The following is a 14,485-nucleotide window of genomic DNA, read 5'->3' as shown; positions in this document are numbered from 1 at the left end:
CATGATCGACGTCCCGGTCCACCTCAGTCCCGTGCCAACTCTGCCTCGGCCTCCGCCAGCGCCGCGAACTCCTCCTCCGGTGCCTTCGCCACCAGCCGCTTGCGGCTGTACAGGCCGAAGTACCCGATGGCGACGACGTACACCACGAGCGCGATGACCGCCGCCGTCACATCCACCAGGAACGTGGCCACCAGCGCCGCACAGGCCAGCACCAGGGCGACCGAGGAGGTCAGCACCCCGCCCGGCGTACGGTACGGCCGCGGCAGCTCCGGCTCGCGGCGGCGCAGCACGATGTGCGACAGCGACATCAGCGCGTAGGAGATGGTCGCGCCGAAGACGGCGATGTTCAGCATGCGGGCGCCGTTGCCCGACCACGCCGCCAGCACGAAGCCGATCGTGCCGGGGACCAGCAGGCCCAGGTACGGCGCCTTGCGGCGGCTGGTGAGGGACAGGAAGCGGGGCAGATATCCCGCCCGGGACAGGGCGAAGAGCTGGCGTGAGCCCGCGTAGATCAGGGAGAAGAACGAGGCCACCAGGCCGGCCAGGCCCGCGTAGTTCACGATCCGGCTCAGTGTCGTCGCCTCGCCGCCCGGCTGCAGCGCCTCGACCAGCGGGTTGCCCGCCTCCTGGATCACCGCGGAACCGCGTGCGCCGGCCGCCGCGAAGAACGTGACCACGGCCAGCACCACCAGGATGCCCATGGACCAGCGGATCGCCTTCGGCAGCGTACGCGCCGGATCCCTGGTCTCCTCGGCGGCCAGCGGCACCCCCTCGACGCCCAGGAAGAACCACATGCCGAACGGGAACGCCGCCCAGATGCCGAGCAGGCCGAACGGCAGCCAGGAGCTGGATCCCGCGGCCGAGGCGTCGACCGGGATGTCGTCCAGCGACGCGAAGGAGAAGTCGGGCAGTGCCGCCAGCGCGAACACGATCAGGGCCGCGACCGCGATGCCGGTGACCACGAAGCTGAACCGCAGCGCCTCGCCCACGCCCCACAGATGGATGCCAAGGAAGATCGCGAAGCAGACCAGGTACACCGGCCAGCCGGACTCCAGGCCGAACAGGCCCAGCGACTCGACGTAGTCCCCGATGAAGATGACGATCGCCGCGGGCGCGAGGACGTACTCGATGAGGATCGCCGTACCCGTCAGGAAGCCGCCCCAGGGCCCCAGCGCCCGCCGGGCGAAGCCGTAGCCGCCGCCCGCCGTCGGCAGGATCGAGGACAGCTCGGCGAGGGCGAAGACCATGCACGCGTACATCGCGCCCATGAGCACCATGGCGATCGCGAGCCCGCCGAAGCCGCCCTCGGCCAGGCCGAAGTTCCAGCCCGAGTAGTCGCCGGAGACGACGTAGGCGACACCGAGGCCGGTCAGCAGCACCCAGCCGGCACTGCCGCGGCGGAGCGCTCTGCGCTCCAGATAGTCGTCGCCCTCCGGGGCGGCGGGAGGGGTGGCGGGTTCCTGGGACATGGGCAGACTCCCCACGGGGCGGCGGACACGGCGTCGAGCGGGCCTCGACTCAGTGGAACTCGGTGGAACTCAATGAAACTCAATGGAATGAGGCCATACCTTTGCGGTGCCGACCGAGGGAAGGCAAGACCCGTGCGTTAATCGCCCGTAAATCCTCACCGGGCCACTGCGCCGAACCCGGCCCGGCTCAGCCCAGAAACCCGCGCAGCAGCGCCGCCGTGCCTCCGCAGTGCTCGCGCATGATCTCCCGCGCCTGGTCCGCGTCGCCCTCGATCACGGCCTCCACCAAGGCCGTGTGCTGCCGCTGGGAGTGCTCCAGATTGCGCACCAGGAGCGGGATGCAGTCGAGCAGGTCGTTGACGCTCGCGCGCACGGCCGCGTACTGGGCCGTGAGCGTGGGGGACCCGGACAGCTCGGCGATCGTGAGGTGCAGCAGCGTGTCCAGACGGCGGTACTCGGCGAGCGGGGCGTCATGAGTGCGGGCCAGGGCCTCGCGGAGCTGTCCGGCCTGCTTCTCGTCCAGTCCGTGAGCCGCGCACAGCCCCGCGGCGCCCACCTCCAGCACCTCCCGGAAGCGCAGGACGTCCTCTATGTCGACCTCGGCGACCCGGCGCCGCAGCTCGTCCTCGCCGCCGGCGTCCGTACGGGGCCGTACGAACGTCCCGCCGTACCGTCCGCGCCGCGACTCGACGAGACCCTGGTCCTGGAGCACCTTCAGCACCTCGCGCAGCGTCACCCGGCTGATCCCCAGCCGCTCCGCCAGCTCCCGCTCGGCCGGCAGCCGCTCGCCCCCCGCCACCAGGCCCAGCCGTACGACCTGAAGGATCTGCTCCAGCGCCTCCTCGAAGCCGTTGCCCGCGCGCACCGGCCGCAGCACCGGCGTCAATCCGTCCCGCACCTCGCCCCCAGCTTCCTCCGGCATGTGGCCGTACCCCCTTCCCAAGAAATGGTTCTCCGCAATACCTTATGGCTCCCGGCGGATCCAAGGAGCCTAGGAGGCCCTCCCGTGGCAGACCGCACAGCCCCGCTCAGCGTCGAGGAGCTGCACGCCCTCGTCGCGGGCGGTGAGATCGACACTGTCGTCCTGGCCTTCCCCGACATGCAAGGGCGGCTCCAGGGCAAGCGGTTCGCCGCCCGCTTCTTCCTCGACGAGGTGCTCCAGCACGGCACCGAGGGCTGCAACTACCTGCTCGCAGTCGACACCGAGATGAACACCGTCGACGGGTACGCGATGTCCTCCTGGGACCGCGGCTACGGCGACTTCGCGATGCACCCGGACCTGAGCACCCTGCGCCGCGTCCCCTGGAACGAGGGCACGGCCATGCTCCACGCCGACCTCGCCTGGAGCGACGGCTCCCCGGTCGTCGCCGCGCCCCGCCAGATACTGCGCCGCCAGCTGGAGCGCCTGGCCGAGCTCGGCTACACCGCCCAGGTCGGCACCGAGCTGGAGTTCATCGTCTTCAAGGACAGCTACGAACAGGCCTGGGACGCCAACTACAAAGGCCTGACCCCGGCCAACCAGTACAACATCGACTACTCGATCCTCGGCACCGGCCGGATCGAGCCCCTGCTGCGCCGCATCCGCAACGAGATGGCGGCGGCCGGCCTCACCGTCGAGTCCGCCAAGGGCGAGTGCAACCCCGGCCAGCACGAGATCGCCTTCCGATACGACGAGGCCCTGGTCACCTGCGACCAGCACTCCGTCTACAAGACCGGCGCCAAGGAGATCGCCGCCCAGGAGGGCGTGTCGATCACCTTCATGGCCAAGTACAACGGGCTCGAGGGCAACTCCTGCCACATCCACCTCTCGCTCGCGGACGCGCACGGCGGCAACGCCATGGCCGGGGACGGCGAAGGCGGCATGTCGGACGTCATGCGCCACTTCCTCGCCGGCCAGCTCGCCGCCCTGCGCGACTTCTCCCTGCTCTACGCCCCCCACATCAACTCCTACAAGCGGTTCCAGCCCGGCTCCTTCGCCCCGACCGCCGTCGCCTGGGGCCATGACAACCGCACCTGCGCGCTGCGCGTGGTCGGCCACGGCCGCTCCCTGCGCTTCGAGAACCGGCTGCCCGGCGGCGACGTCAACCCCTACCTCGCCGTCGCCGGACTCGTGGCGGCCGGGCTGCACGGCATCGAGCAGAAGCTGGAGCTGCCCGAACCCTGTCCCGGCAACGCCTACACCGCCGACTTCGCCCACGTCCCCACCACCCTGCGCGAGGCCGCCGAGCTCTGGGAGAACAGCCCCATCGCCAAGGCCGCCTTCGGGGACGAGGTCGTCGCGCACTACCGCAACATGGCGCGGGTCGAACTGGACGCCTTCGACGCCGCGGTGACCGACTGGGAGCTGCGCCGCTCCTTCGAACGCATGTGAGGTCCTTCTTGTCTTCCGAGCACCTCCTGGAAGTACTGAACCCCGCGACCGAGGAGGTCGTCGCCGCCATCGCGGCGGCCGGCCCGGCCGATGTCGACGCGGCGGTCACCCTGGCCACCCGGGCCCAGAACGTCTGGGCCGCCCTCGCGCCAGGCGACCGCGCCCGGCTGCTGCGCCGCTTCGCGGCCACCGTCGACGAGCACCTCGAAGAACTGGCCCGCCTGGAGGTCCGCGAGGCCGGTCACCTCATCGGCAACGCCCGCTGGGAGGCCGGCAACGTCCGGGACCTGCTGGACTACGCGGCCGGGGGAGTGGAGCGGCTCACCGGCCGGCAGATCCCGGTGCCCGGCGGCCTGAACGTCACGATCCTCGAACCGCTCGGCGTCGTCGGCGTGATCGCCCCCTGGAACTTCCCCATGCCGATCGCCGCCTGGGGGACGGCACCGGCCCTCGCGGCCGGTAACGCGGTCATCCTCAAGCCCGCCGAGACCACGCCCCTCACCGCGCTGCGCCTGGCCGAACTCGCCCTGGAGGCAGGGCTCCCGGAGCACCTCTTCCAGGTTTTGCCGGGGCACGGCGCCGTCGCGGGCGAGGCACTGGTACGGCACCCCGGCGTCGCCAAGGTCGTCTTCACCGGCTCCACCCGCACCGGGACGCGCGTCGCCGCGCTCGGCGCCGAGCAGGTCAAGCCCGTCACCCTCGAACTCGGCGGCAAGAGCCCCAACATCGTCTTCGCCGACTCCGACCTCAGGACCGCCGTCGACCCGTTCTCCTTCCTGGACAACTCCGGCCAGGACTGCTGTGCCCGCACCCGCATCCTGGTCCAGGAGCAGGTGTACGACGAGGTCCGCGAGCTGCTCGCCGAGGCCCTGGCCGCCGTGGTGGTGGGCGACCCGGCCGACGAGAAGACGCAGATGGGCCCGCTGATCTCCCGGCAGCAGCTCGACCGCGTCCGGGGTTTCGTACCAGAGGACGCCCCGGCCCTGCGCGGCAGCGCACCCGAGGGGCCCGGCTTCTGGTTCCCGCCGACCGTGCTCACCGGCGAGCGACCCGACTCGGCGGCGGCCTGCGAGGAGATCTTCGGCCCCGTGGCCGTCCTGCTGCCGTTCACCGACGAGGCGGACGCGATCCGCCTGGCCAACGACACCCCGTACGGCCTCTCCGGTTCCATCTGGACGAGGGACGTCGGCCGGGCGCTCCGCGTCTCCCAGGCCGTCCGCGCCGGCAACCTGTCCGTCAACTCCCACGCCAGCGTCCGCTACTGGACCCCGTTCGGCGGCTACAAGCAGTCGGGCGTCGGCCGCGAGCTCGGCCCCGAGGCCCTGGCCGCCTTCACCGAAACCAAGAACGTCTTCATCAGCACGGAGGGCCCCGCACAGTGACTGCTCAGGACACCATCTGCCGCCGTCTGGTCGGCCGCACCGCCGTCGTCACCGGAGCCGGCAGCGGCATCGGCCTCGCCGCCGCGCGCCGCCTCGCCTCCGAGGGCGCGCACGTCGTCTGCGGCGACGTCGACGAGGTACGCGGCAAGGCCGCCGCCGAGGAGACCGGCGGCACCTTCGTCAAGGTCGACGTCACCGACCCCGAGGAGGTCGAGGCCCTCTTCAAGGCCGCCTACGACACCTACGGCAGTGTCGACATCGCCTTCAACAACGCCGGCATCTCCCCGCCCGACGACGACTCCATCCTGGAGACCGGCCTGGAGGCCTGGAAGCGTGTCCAGGAGGTCAACCTCACCTCCGTCTACCTGTGCTGCAAGGCCGCCATCCCGTACATGCGGCGCCAGGGCAGGGGCTCGATCATCAACACGGCGTCCTTCGTCGCGAGGATGGGCGCCGCCACCAGCCAGATCTCGTACACGGCCTCCAAGGGCGGCGTCCTCGCCATGTCCCGCGAACTGGGCGTCCAGTTCGCCCGCGAGGGCATCCGCGTGAACGCCCTCTGCCCCGGCCCGGTCAACACCCCCCTCCTTCAGGAGCTGTTCGCCAAGGACCCGGAGCGCGCCGCGCGCCGCCTGGTGCACATCCCGCTGGGCCGCTTCGCCGAGGCCGAGGAGATCGCCGCCGCCGTCGCCTTCCTGGCCAGCGACGACTCCTCCTTCGTGAACGCCACCGACTTCCTGGTCGACGGCGGGATCGCGGGGGCGTACGTCACCCCCCTGTAGGCGCCTGGCCCTAGAGTGCCGGGATGAGCATGACGCCTCCGCCCGGCTGGTATCCCGACCCGCACGGCCCCCATCTGGAACGCTGGTGGGACGGCACGGCCTGGACCGAGCACCGCCGCGCGCCCGGAGGCACCGCGGGCCCGGTGCCTTCGCCCCCGGGCGGCGGCACCGGGCGCGCGAAGGTGGTCGCCCTCGTCGCCGCCGGGGCGGTCCTGGTCGCGGCGATCGTCACCGGAGCCGTGGCCCTCACCAGCGGCGACGACAGCGGCGCTGAGACGAGGACGATTCCGACGCCCTCCGGCCCCACCGCGCCGGAGTCCTCGCAATCCTCGGAGCCGACTCCAGCGGCATCCGCCTCCGAGCCGTCCGCCGACGACCCGGCCGTCGTCGAGGACCAGCTCAACGGCGTCACCTTCCCGCTGCTCGACGGCTGGGTCCGCCCGCAGCACGTCGCCGAGCACGACGTCGTCATGACGACGGACGGCACATACGACTGCCCCGGCGACGGCACCGTCTGCCGCCACGGCCTCGTCTTCTCCCGCACGGTCACCGCGAACGACGAGAAGTCCCCCGAGGCCCTCGCCAAGGCGGACATCTCCGAGGCTGCCGAAGACGCCTACGACCGCGACCGGATCGGCCGCAAGCCCTACGGGGGCATGGAATCCCACGAAGTCGTCAAGTCCGGGCCGGTCGCGGTGGCGGGCCGCGCCGGGTACTTCGTGCGCTGGCGGGTCCACACCGCCAAGGGACCGGGCGGCTACGTCCAGTCGCTCGTCTTCCCCTCCAGCGTCGGCACCGAGTCACCCGTCCTCGTCCGCTACGTCTTCGACGCGGGCGAGGACGGACCGCCGCTCGCCGACATGGACCGCGTCACCAAGGGCATCCGCCCGGTCGGCGACGGGGACACGGGCGGCGGCGTCGGCAGCAGCATCGGCCCGTCGGACTGAACGGCCGACGGCCGACGGCCGACGGCCGACGGCCGACGAGCTGACGGGCTGACGTCCTACAGGAACGTGTGCCCCTCGCCCCGGTAGGTCGGCACGGTCGCCGTCACCGCGTCGCCCTCGATCAGCCGCAGCCGCTCGAACCGCTCGCACAGCTCACCGGCCTTCGCGTGCCGGAACCAGACCTTGTCACCGATCAGCAGATCGTCGGCGGGCGAGCCGAGCAGCGGCGTCTGCACCTCACCGGCCCCCTCCTGAGGGTCGTAGCGCAGCCCGTCGGGCAGATACGGCACGGGCGACCGGTCGGCCCCGGCGGCCCCGGAAGCGGGATACCCGCCACCGAGCACGGTCACCACGCCCACCCCGGGCCGCCGCACGACCGGCTGGGCGAACAGGGCCGCCGGACGCCCGCTGAACGACGTGTAGTTGTCGAACAGCCGCGGCAGATACAGCCCCGACCCGGCGGCGATCTCGGTCACCGAGTCCTCCGCCGCCGTGTGCTGCACCGAACCGGTGCCACCGCCGTTGACGAATTCCAGACCCGGCACGACGGCCCGCACCGCGCGCACCACCTCCGCACGCCGCTCGGCGAGTTCACGCTTGGCGGCGGCCTGCATCAGCCGTACGGCACGCGAGCGCAGCGGGCGCCCCGCCACCGCGTCCCCGACACCGGCGACGTGCCCCTCGTACGCCATGATCCCCACGACCTCGAAGCCCGGCCGCCGGGCCACCGCCCGGGCCACGTCCGCGACCTGCGCGGGGGAGTGCAGCGGCGAACGCCGGGCCCCGATGCGCACGCGCCCGCCGAGCAGCCTGAGGGACGTGTCCAACTCCAGGCACACCCGCACCACTTCACGACCGCCGCCCCGCGAGGCGTCGATCAGATCGAGCTGGGCCACATCGTCGACCATGACGGTGACGGCGGCTGCGAGCTTGGGATCACCGGCGAGCTCGGCGAACGCGGCACGGTCGGCCGACGGGTAGGCGAGCAGTACGTCCTCGAACCCCGACCGGGCCAGCCACAGCGACTCGGCGAGCGTGAAGGACATGATCCCGGCGAAGCCGTCCCGGGCCAGAACGCGTTCCAGCAGTGCCCGGCACCGCACGGACTTGCTGGCGACCCGGACGGGCTTGCCCCCGGCGCGGCGGACCAGATCGGCGGCGTTGGCGTCGAAGGCCTCCAGGTCCACGATCGCGAGAGGGGCGTCGAGATGGGCTGTGGCCCGGTCGTAACGGGCCCGGTCGGCGGCGCGCGCAGTCATGAACGCAGCCTGCCAGACTGGATTACCGCAGGGTAGGGGGACGTTCCGGGCAGATGCCCCGGGGTCGTGGACTGGTTCCCGTTCGTGCGGCGACAAGCCGTAGAGTGACGCGCACGTACGGCGGAACGAGCCGGCCGGGGATCCGCGCCGGGATGACGCTCCGTCCGTACGGGTATGTGTGCCCGGGACGATTCCGTGCCGGGCCTCGGGCAGGGCGCCACCGGCCCGCGCGGAACGCAGCGGCCCGGGCACGAGGAAACGGGGGGTGCATGAGCACGGAAGCGCGGCGTGCCTCCTTCCCCCCACGCCCCAGCGGCCCACCGCGTCCCCCGCACCCCCCGAAGAACACGACAGCCGAACCGCCCGACGAGACTCCGCCGGGTGCGGACGGGCGCGAGTCTTCCGACACCGGCCGGCCCAGTACGCCGGGCCTGACGACAGGTGAGCAAGGGCCCTCCTCGGTGCGTGAGGCGGGCACGACCGGCTCTGCCGCCGAGGACCGGGAAGCGTCCCGTGGGCGCTCCGGCGCCGGCGTCTCGTCGGCAGGGGACAGCTCGGCCGGTCCGGCATCCTCCGGCACCCGCGACGCTGCGAACGGCCGCCCTCGCTTCCCGAGCCTCGGCGCCACCGCGCCCGAGCGCACCGAGCCCACGACACCACCCCCACCGCTCGCCTCCGCCCGCTTCCCGGACACGCCGCCCGGCGTCCGCCCCGAGAACCGGCCCGCGTCGAACAGGCCGTCCACACCGCCCGAGACCCCTCCGCGGCCGCGTCACCTTCCGGGCTCCTCCGTCCGGCCCGGGCCGCTCCCCCTGCCACGCCGTACCGGCTCCCCCGCCGAGAACGTCGCGGAGACGACCCGGCGCCTGCGGCCGATCCCTCCGGACCCGTCCCCCGCCGAGCGGTCCGACCGGCCGGCCTCCGGGACCACCGAGACCTCCGGCCGTCCCGGCCCCGTACGCCCCGGCACCCCGCCGCGCCCCACCCGTGAGCCGCAGGTAGGCGCGGGCCTGTTCGCCGGATCCGGTGCCGGTACCAGTTCCGGTTCCGGTGCCGGCCGTGGGACGCGCGTGCCGCCCGCGCCCACCCAGCGGCCCCGCATCGCCGCCTCGGCCCCTCCGCTCCCGGACTCCGCCCCCGCCTCCGGCGTCTCTCCCGACCCGGCGTTCTCCTGGAGCGCCCCCCTGACTCCCGGCGGAACCCTCACCGGCGCGCGGCCCGTCGTGTCGTTCGGGGAGCCCGAGGGATACGACGGTGACGCCCGGCCCCGCCCACTCGGCCGGCGCGGCGCGTCGCAGGCCGCCGCGGCCGCCGCCTGTCTCGTGCTCGGACTGGGACTCATCTCGGGCGCGGCCACCGGCAGCTGGCTGGTCGGGGACTCCGGCGAGGAGGGCTCGCGCAGCACCTTCGCCACGGCCGGAAGCCTCTGGCACAACGTCCCCGTCGACCAGCTGTTCCCGCCCACGGTGCAGGGCCGGGGCGCGGGCCCCGGCGGAGCCGACCGCACCTGGACCCGGATCGCCGTCGCCCCGGACAGCGGCTGCAAAGGCGCCTTCGACCTCCTGCTGCGCAAGGCCCTCGCCCCGGTCGGCTGCGAACGGCTCCTGCGCGCCACCTACACCGACGCCACCCAGAGCTATGTGACCACCGTCGGCCTGCTCTTCACCACCGCCGACGCCCCGGGCATGACCTCCCTCGCGAACCGTTTCCGCAAGGAGCGCCTGGACCGCCGCAGCGACCTGATGCCCCTGCCGTACGCCGCGAAGGACACCCCCGCCGCCCACTTCGGCGCGGGACAGCGCGCTTCCTGGACCGTCTCCGTGCTCACCGAGGCCCCGGTCGTCGTCTACGCCGTCTCCGGCTGGGCCGACGGCCGTACCGTCGACGACCCGCAGCCCGCCGAGGACGCCATGGAGCCGAACGCCACCACCGCCCCGGCCCAGGCCGGCCTCGGCAACGAGGCGCAGGGCCTCGCCGACCGCGTCGAACGGGGCCTCCGCAAGAACGTCCGCTCGGCCACGGAGCAGCCGTCGTGACAGCCGCAAGCCGCCCGGCGGGCCGAGCCACCGCGCCCCGGCGGGCCTTCGCGCCCAGGCGGGCCCTCGCGTCCGGGCGTACCGGAGCCCTGGGCGTCCTGCTCGCCGCCGGCCTCGTCCTGCTCCCCGCTCCCGTCGCCCACGCCGACAGCATCCGCGCCCAGCAGTGGGCCCTGGAAGCCATGCACACCCAGGAGGCCTGGCAGACCACCAAGGGCGACGGCGTCACCGTCGCCGTCCTGGACACCGGCGTCGAGGCCGACCACCCCGACCTGGTCGGGAACGTCCTCACCGGCAAGGACCTGGTCGGCTTCGGAGCCGAGCCGGGCGATCGCGCCTGGGCCCGGCACGGCACCGCCATGGCCGGCATCATCGCCGGCCACGGACACGGCCCGGGCAACGCCGACGGCGTCCTCGGCATCGCCCCCGAGGCGAAGATCCTGCCCGTCCGCGTGATCCTGGAGGACGGCGACCCCTCCCGCGCCAAGGCCCGCAGCACCCGCGGCAACGCCCTCGCCGAGGGCATCCGCTGGGCGGCCGACCACGGCGCCGACGTCATCAACCTCTCCCTCGGCGACGACTCCGCCTCCGCGCACCCCGAACCCACCGAGGACTCGGCCATCCAGTACGCCCTGAAGAAGGGCGTGGTCGTCGTCGCCTCCTCGGGCAACGGCGGTGAGAAGGGCGACCACATCTCCTACCCGGCCGCCTACCCGGGCGTCATCGCGGCCACCGCCGTCGACCGCTCCGGAACCCGCGCCTCCTTCTCCACTCGCCGCTGGTACGCCACCGTCAGCGCCCCCGGCGTAGACGTCGTCATCGCCGACCCCGACCACAAGTACTACGAGGGCTGGGGCACCAGCGCCGCCGCCGCCTTCGTCTCCGGCGCCGCCGCCCTGGTCAAGGCCGCTCACCCGGACCTGGCCCCGGCCCAGGTCAAGTCGCTTCTCGAGGAGACCGCCCGCAACGCGCCCGTCGGCGGCCGCGACGACTCCCGGGGCTTCGGCTTCATCGACCCGGCCGCCGCCATCAAGGCCGCCGGCGGGCTCGAGCCGCAGGGCCTGCGCTCGGCCTCGCACGGCGAGAAGTACTTCGGCAGCGGCCCGGACGCCGCCGCCTCAGGCGACGACACCGCCGACTGGGCCGCTCCCCTCGCGGGCAGCGCCGGCGGCGTCCTGCTGGTGGCGGCCGTGGTCCTGTGGCGCGGCCGCCGCACGAGCCGCGACGACTTCTAGCGGCCGGCCGTCAGAACCGCTGCCGAAGCGGCGGCACCCGGCCGATAGGGTCGACGACCGTGGCGAACAAGAACATCCCCGACTCCGGCTTCTCCGACGACGACGGCTCCGCCGACCCCCGGCTGAGCGCGGCACTCACCGCCTGGTCGGAGGACCGCGCCGCCGTGGGCCCGGTCCTCGACGCCCTCAGGGGCGCCCGGCTGCTGGTCCCCGTCGTGGCCGTGCTCGGCGAGGTCGAGGAGGACGAGCGGGGACTGCGCCGCGAGAAGACCAGCGACATGGCCGTACCGACCCTGAAGGCCGGCGACCGCACTGCCCTCCCCGCCTTCACGTCCACGGACTCCCTCGCCCGCTGGGACCCGGAGGCGCGCCCCGTCGCCGTGCCCCTGCACCAGGCCCTCCAGGCCGCCGCCCACGAGAAGGCGGACACGGTCGTGCTGGATCTGGCCGGGCCCGTGCCCTTCGAGCTCACCGGCTCCGCGCTGCTCGCTCTCGCGGAGGGCCGGTCCACCGCCGACCCGCTGGCCGACCCGGCCGTGATCGCGGCCGTACGCGAGGCCGTGGCCGCCGAGCCCGCCGTCCTGCGCGCCCATCTCGGGCCGGGCCGGGCCGACGGCACCCTCGCCCTGGTCCTCGACCCGTCCGCGACCCCGGCCGAGGCCGCCCGGGCCGTCGCCGAGCGGCTCGCCGCCGACGAGACACTGAGGGCCCGCCTGGTGCGCGGCCTCGACCTGGCACTGCTGCCGGCCGAGGCGACGCCCCCGGGCGAGCCCTTGTTCGAACGCTGACGGACCGGCCGCGGCCGACCGGCCCCAAGAACTACAGGGACTAGCCGTAGACCGGGCCCGTGTACTTCTCGCCCGGCCCCTGGCCCGGCTCGTCCGGGCTCAGCGACGCCTCGCGGAACGCCAGCTGCAGCGACTTCAGACCGTCGCGCAGCGGCGACGCGTGGAAGGAGCTGATCTCGGTCGCGGAGGCGTCCAGCAGGCCGGCCAGCGCGTGCACCAGCTTGCGGGCCTCGTCCAGGTCCTTGTGCTTGTCGCCCTCCTCGGTCAGACCGAGCTTCACAGCGGCGGCGCTCATCAGGTTGACGGCGACCGTCACGATCACCTCGACCGCAGGGACCTCGGCGATGTCGCGGGCCATGGCGTCGAAGTCGGGGGACTCAGGAGGGGTCTCACTCATGCCCCACACGATAGGCGCAGGAGGGGGCCGTGCCGCACCAGGCCCCACGGCGTCCCAATTAGCCGTTCCTGGCCATTGCTGGTAACCTCGTGTAACGACCGGTCGGACCCGTATGCCTCACGGCCCGCGAGCCCGACCCACAAGTGGAGGCTTTCGAACTCCCACCCGACCGCCCCCAGGGCGGCGGGTCACCGGTCAGACGATCCCGTCCCAGCGGCGGCGATCCGTCCGAAAGCGCGCCCCGCGGTCACCGCGGCGGTGCTCCGGTAGTTCGAGGAGCCCCGCCTGGGATCGTCCGGGGCATTTTTTCTGCTTCGGCGCGGTTAGGTCTATCGAATAGAGACGTTACGCGGCCGTCCGCCAGACCGTCGCGTGGTGCTACCGAGGAGGATCCATCAGCGCCGAGCCCCGCATCAACGACCGGATTCGCGTTCCCGAGGTGCGACTTGTCGGTCCCAGTGGCGAGCAGGTGGGCATCGTCCCGCTGGCCAAGGCACTGGAGCTTGCGCAGGAGTACGACCTGGACCTGGTCGAGGTCGCGGCGAATGCCCGTCCGCCCGTGTGCAAGCTCATGGACTACGGGAAGTTCAAGTACGAGTCGGCCATGAAGGCCCGTGAGGCGCGCAAGAACCAGGCGCACACGGTCATCAAGGAGATGAAGCTCCGGCCGAAGATCGACCCGCACGACTATGACACCAAGAAGGGTCACGTCGTCCGGTTCCTCAAGCAGGGCGACAAGGTCAAGATCACGATCATGTTCCGTGGTCGCGAGCAGTCCCGGCCCGAGCTGGGCTACCGACTGCTGCAGCGTCTCGCGGAGGACGTCCAGGACCTCGGTTTCGTCGAGTCGAACCCGAAGCAGGACGGCCGGAACATGATCATGGTCCTCGGTCCGCACAAGAAGAAGACCGAGGCGATGGCCGAGGCTCGCCAGGCGCAGGAGGCCCGCAAGGCGGAAGCGAAGGCCAACCCCGGCCGCTCGCAGAACGCCGCGGAAGCCGACGCGGACGTCGAGGCGCCGGCCGAGGAGCCCGCCGAGGCGTGACCCCTGGGGACGCGAGTCCCGAGGAAGCAATCGAAACAAGACGACGCTCCACCGTGCCCGGTTTCACGACCGGGCACCGGAGCGCCACCGACGAGGAGAGTACGGCGCTATGCCGAAGAACAAGTCGCACAGCGGGTCCAGCAAGCGCTTCAAGGTCACCGGCTCCGGCAAGGTGCTCCGCGAGCGCGCCGGCAAGCGCCACCTGCTCGAGCACAAGTCGTCCCGTGTGACGCGTCGCCTCACCGGCAACGCCGAGATGGCCCCGGGCGACGCCAAGAAGATCAAGAAGCTTCTCGGCAAGTGACGCATCGGCGCGTGAGCGCCGTACGTCAGGACCGGGACCCAATCGATTTCGGGCCGTGTGAGGACCACCGCGGCCCCGCTACAAGGAGTTAAAAAGTGGCACGCGTCAAGCGGGCAGTGAACGCCCACAAGAAGCGCCGGGCGATCCTCGAGCAGGCTTCCGGCTACCGCGGTCAGCGTTCGCGCCTGTACCGCAAGGCCAAGGAGCAGGTCACCCACTCGCTGGTCTACAACTACAACGACCGCAAGAAGCGCAAGGGTGACTTCCGTCAGCTGTGGATCCAGCGCATCAACGCCGCTGCCCGCGCCAACGGCATCACGTACAACCGCTTCATCCAGGGTCTGAAGGCCGCGAACGTCGAGGTCGACCGCAAGATCCTGGCCGAGCTGGCCGTCAACGACGCCGGTGCGTTCGCCGCGCTCGTCGAGGTCGCGCAGACGGCGGTGGCAGGGAGAGACGCTCAGCTTCAC

At 72.5% G+C, this 14,485-nt stretch carries 14 protein-coding genes; 10 read left to right on the top strand and 4 right to left on the bottom strand.

Annotation, left to right across the window (positions count from 1 at the left end):
* Window positions 1-23: 23 nt before the first annotated feature.
* Both eat and ACWIF2_RS23280 read right to left on the bottom strand, forming a co-directional pair.
* On the bottom strand, window positions 24-1,469 hold the full coding sequence (gene eat, locus ACWIF2_RS23285) for an ethanolamine permease (protein ID WP_454362559.1): 1,446 nt from the start codon (window positions 1,467-1,469) through the stop codon (window positions 24-26).
* Window positions 1,470-1,656: 187 nt separating this feature from the next.
* The gene (locus ACWIF2_RS23280) at window positions 1,657-2,391 is read right to left on the bottom strand and encodes a FadR/GntR family transcriptional regulator (protein WP_454362558.1); all 735 of its coding nucleotides are present in this window, start codon (window positions 2,389-2,391) and stop codon (window positions 1,657-1,659) included.
* 84 nt (window positions 2,392-2,475) lie between these two features.
* On the opposite strand from ACWIF2_RS23280, the gene ACWIF2_RS23275 reads away from it, so the two are divergent.
* Genes ACWIF2_RS23275 through ACWIF2_RS23260 form a run of 4 tightly spaced genes read left to right on the top strand, consistent with a single transcriptional unit; the run spans window position 2,476 to window position 6,951 of the window.
* Window positions 2,476-3,840 (top strand): glutamine synthetase family protein, encoded by a 1,365-nt coding sequence (locus tag ACWIF2_RS23275; protein ID WP_454362557.1) that lies wholly within the window; start codon window positions 2,476-2,478, stop codon window positions 3,838-3,840.
* A gap of 8 nt (window positions 3,841-3,848) precedes the next feature.
* Complete coding sequence (locus ACWIF2_RS23270) at window positions 3,849-5,222, top strand: aldehyde dehydrogenase family protein (RefSeq protein WP_454362556.1); 1,374 nt, start codon at window positions 3,849-3,851, stop codon at window positions 5,220-5,222.
* Window positions 5,219-6,004 (top strand): 3-oxoacyl-ACP reductase, encoded by a 786-nt coding sequence (locus tag ACWIF2_RS23265; RefSeq protein ID WP_454362555.1) that lies wholly within the window; start codon window positions 5,219-5,221, stop codon window positions 6,002-6,004. The genes ACWIF2_RS23270 and ACWIF2_RS23265 overlap by 4 nt, the downstream gene beginning before the upstream one ends.
* A gap of 29 nt (window positions 6,005-6,033) precedes the next feature.
* A complete protein-coding gene (locus ACWIF2_RS23260) occupies window positions 6,034-6,951 on the top strand; it encodes a DUF2510 domain-containing protein (RefSeq protein ID WP_454362584.1) in 918 nt (305 codons plus the stop codon).
* A 56-nt stretch (window positions 6,952-7,007) separates the two neighbouring features.
* On the opposite strand, the gene ACWIF2_RS23255 is transcribed toward ACWIF2_RS23260, so the two are convergent.
* Window positions 7,008-8,210 carry an amino acid deaminase/aldolase gene (locus ACWIF2_RS23255; RefSeq protein ID WP_454362554.1) on the bottom strand — a complete coding sequence of 401 codons (1,203 nt, stop codon included), beginning with the start codon at window positions 8,208-8,210 and terminating at the stop codon, window positions 7,008-7,010.
* A 461-nt stretch (window positions 8,211-8,671) separates the two neighbouring features.
* Between ACWIF2_RS23255 and ACWIF2_RS23250 the strand changes: the two genes are divergently transcribed.
* The 3 genes from ACWIF2_RS23250 to ACWIF2_RS23240 all read left to right on the top strand — a co-directional run bounded on the left by ACWIF2_RS23250 (window position 8,672) and on the right by ACWIF2_RS23240 (window position 12,269).
* The gene (locus ACWIF2_RS23250) at window positions 8,672-10,246 is read left to right on the top strand and encodes a hypothetical protein (protein ID WP_454362553.1); all 1,575 of its coding nucleotides are present in this window, start codon (window positions 8,672-8,674) and stop codon (window positions 10,244-10,246) included.
* An 89-nt stretch (window positions 10,247-10,335) separates the two neighbouring features.
* Complete coding sequence (gene mycP / locus ACWIF2_RS23245; RefSeq protein WP_454362583.1) at window positions 10,336-11,481, top strand: type VII secretion-associated serine protease mycosin; 1,146 nt, start codon at window positions 10,336-10,338, stop codon at window positions 11,479-11,481.
* A 59-nt stretch (window positions 11,482-11,540) separates the two neighbouring features.
* Window positions 11,541-12,269 (top strand): SseB family protein, encoded by a 729-nt coding sequence (locus ACWIF2_RS23240; protein WP_454362552.1) that lies wholly within the window; start codon window positions 11,541-11,543, stop codon window positions 12,267-12,269.
* A gap of 40 nt (window positions 12,270-12,309) precedes the next feature.
* Here the strand turns inward: ACWIF2_RS23240 and ACWIF2_RS23235 are convergent, their stop codons facing one another.
* Window positions 12,310-12,666: a DUF1844 domain-containing protein gene (locus tag ACWIF2_RS23235; RefSeq protein WP_215122530.1), complete on the bottom strand. Its 357-nt coding sequence runs from the start codon at window positions 12,664-12,666 to the stop codon at window positions 12,310-12,312.
* Between the two features lie 394 nt (window positions 12,667-13,060).
* Here ACWIF2_RS23235 and infC point away from each other — a divergent pair, with 394 nt between their 5' ends.
* From infC to rplT, 3 genes are all read left to right on the top strand, one after another.
* Window positions 13,061-13,711: a translation initiation factor IF-3 gene (gene infC / locus ACWIF2_RS23230; RefSeq protein WP_215124526.1), complete on the top strand. Its 651-nt coding sequence runs from the start codon at window positions 13,061-13,063 to the stop codon at window positions 13,709-13,711.
* Between the two features lie 109 nt (window positions 13,712-13,820).
* Window positions 13,821-14,015 carry a 50S ribosomal protein L35 gene (gene rpmI / locus ACWIF2_RS23225; RefSeq protein WP_003989075.1) on the top strand — a complete coding sequence of 65 codons (195 nt, stop codon included), beginning with the start codon at window positions 13,821-13,823 and terminating at the stop codon, window positions 14,013-14,015.
* 95 nt (window positions 14,016-14,110) lie between these two features.
* A partial coding sequence (gene rplT / locus ACWIF2_RS23220; RefSeq protein ID WP_454362551.1) for a 50S ribosomal protein L20 occupies window positions 14,111-14,485 on the top strand: 375 nt, incomplete at its 3' end.

The sequence above is a fragment of the Streptomyces sp. NPDC055506 genome, from assembly GCF_053643595.1.
The sequence above is the reverse complement of the archived record's forward strand: the minus strand, read 5'-3'. Positions and strand labels throughout refer to the sequence as shown.

Coding starts and splice junctions, on each gene's coding strand:
- eat (WP_454362559.1), bottom strand. CDS start 1,469: ATGTCCCAGGAACCCGCCACCCCTCCCGCCGCCCCGGAGGGCGACGAC.
- ACWIF2_RS23280 (WP_454362558.1), bottom strand. CDS start 2,391: ATGCCGGAGGAAGCTGGGGGCGAGGTGCGGGACGGATTGACGCCGGTG.
- ACWIF2_RS23260 (WP_454362584.1), top strand. CDS start 6,034: ATGACGCCTCCGCCCGGCTGGTATCCCGACCCGCACGGCCCCCATCTG.
- ACWIF2_RS23255 (WP_454362554.1), bottom strand. CDS start 8,210: ATGACTGCGCGCGCCGCCGACCGGGCCCGTTACGACCGGGCCACAGCC.
- ACWIF2_RS23235 (WP_215122530.1), bottom strand. CDS start 12,666: ATGAGTGAGACCCCTCCTGAGTCCCCCGACTTCGACGCCATGGCCCGC.
- rpmI (WP_003989075.1), top strand. CDS start 13,821: ATGCCGAAGAACAAGTCGCACAGCGGGTCCAGCAAGCGCTTCAAGGTC.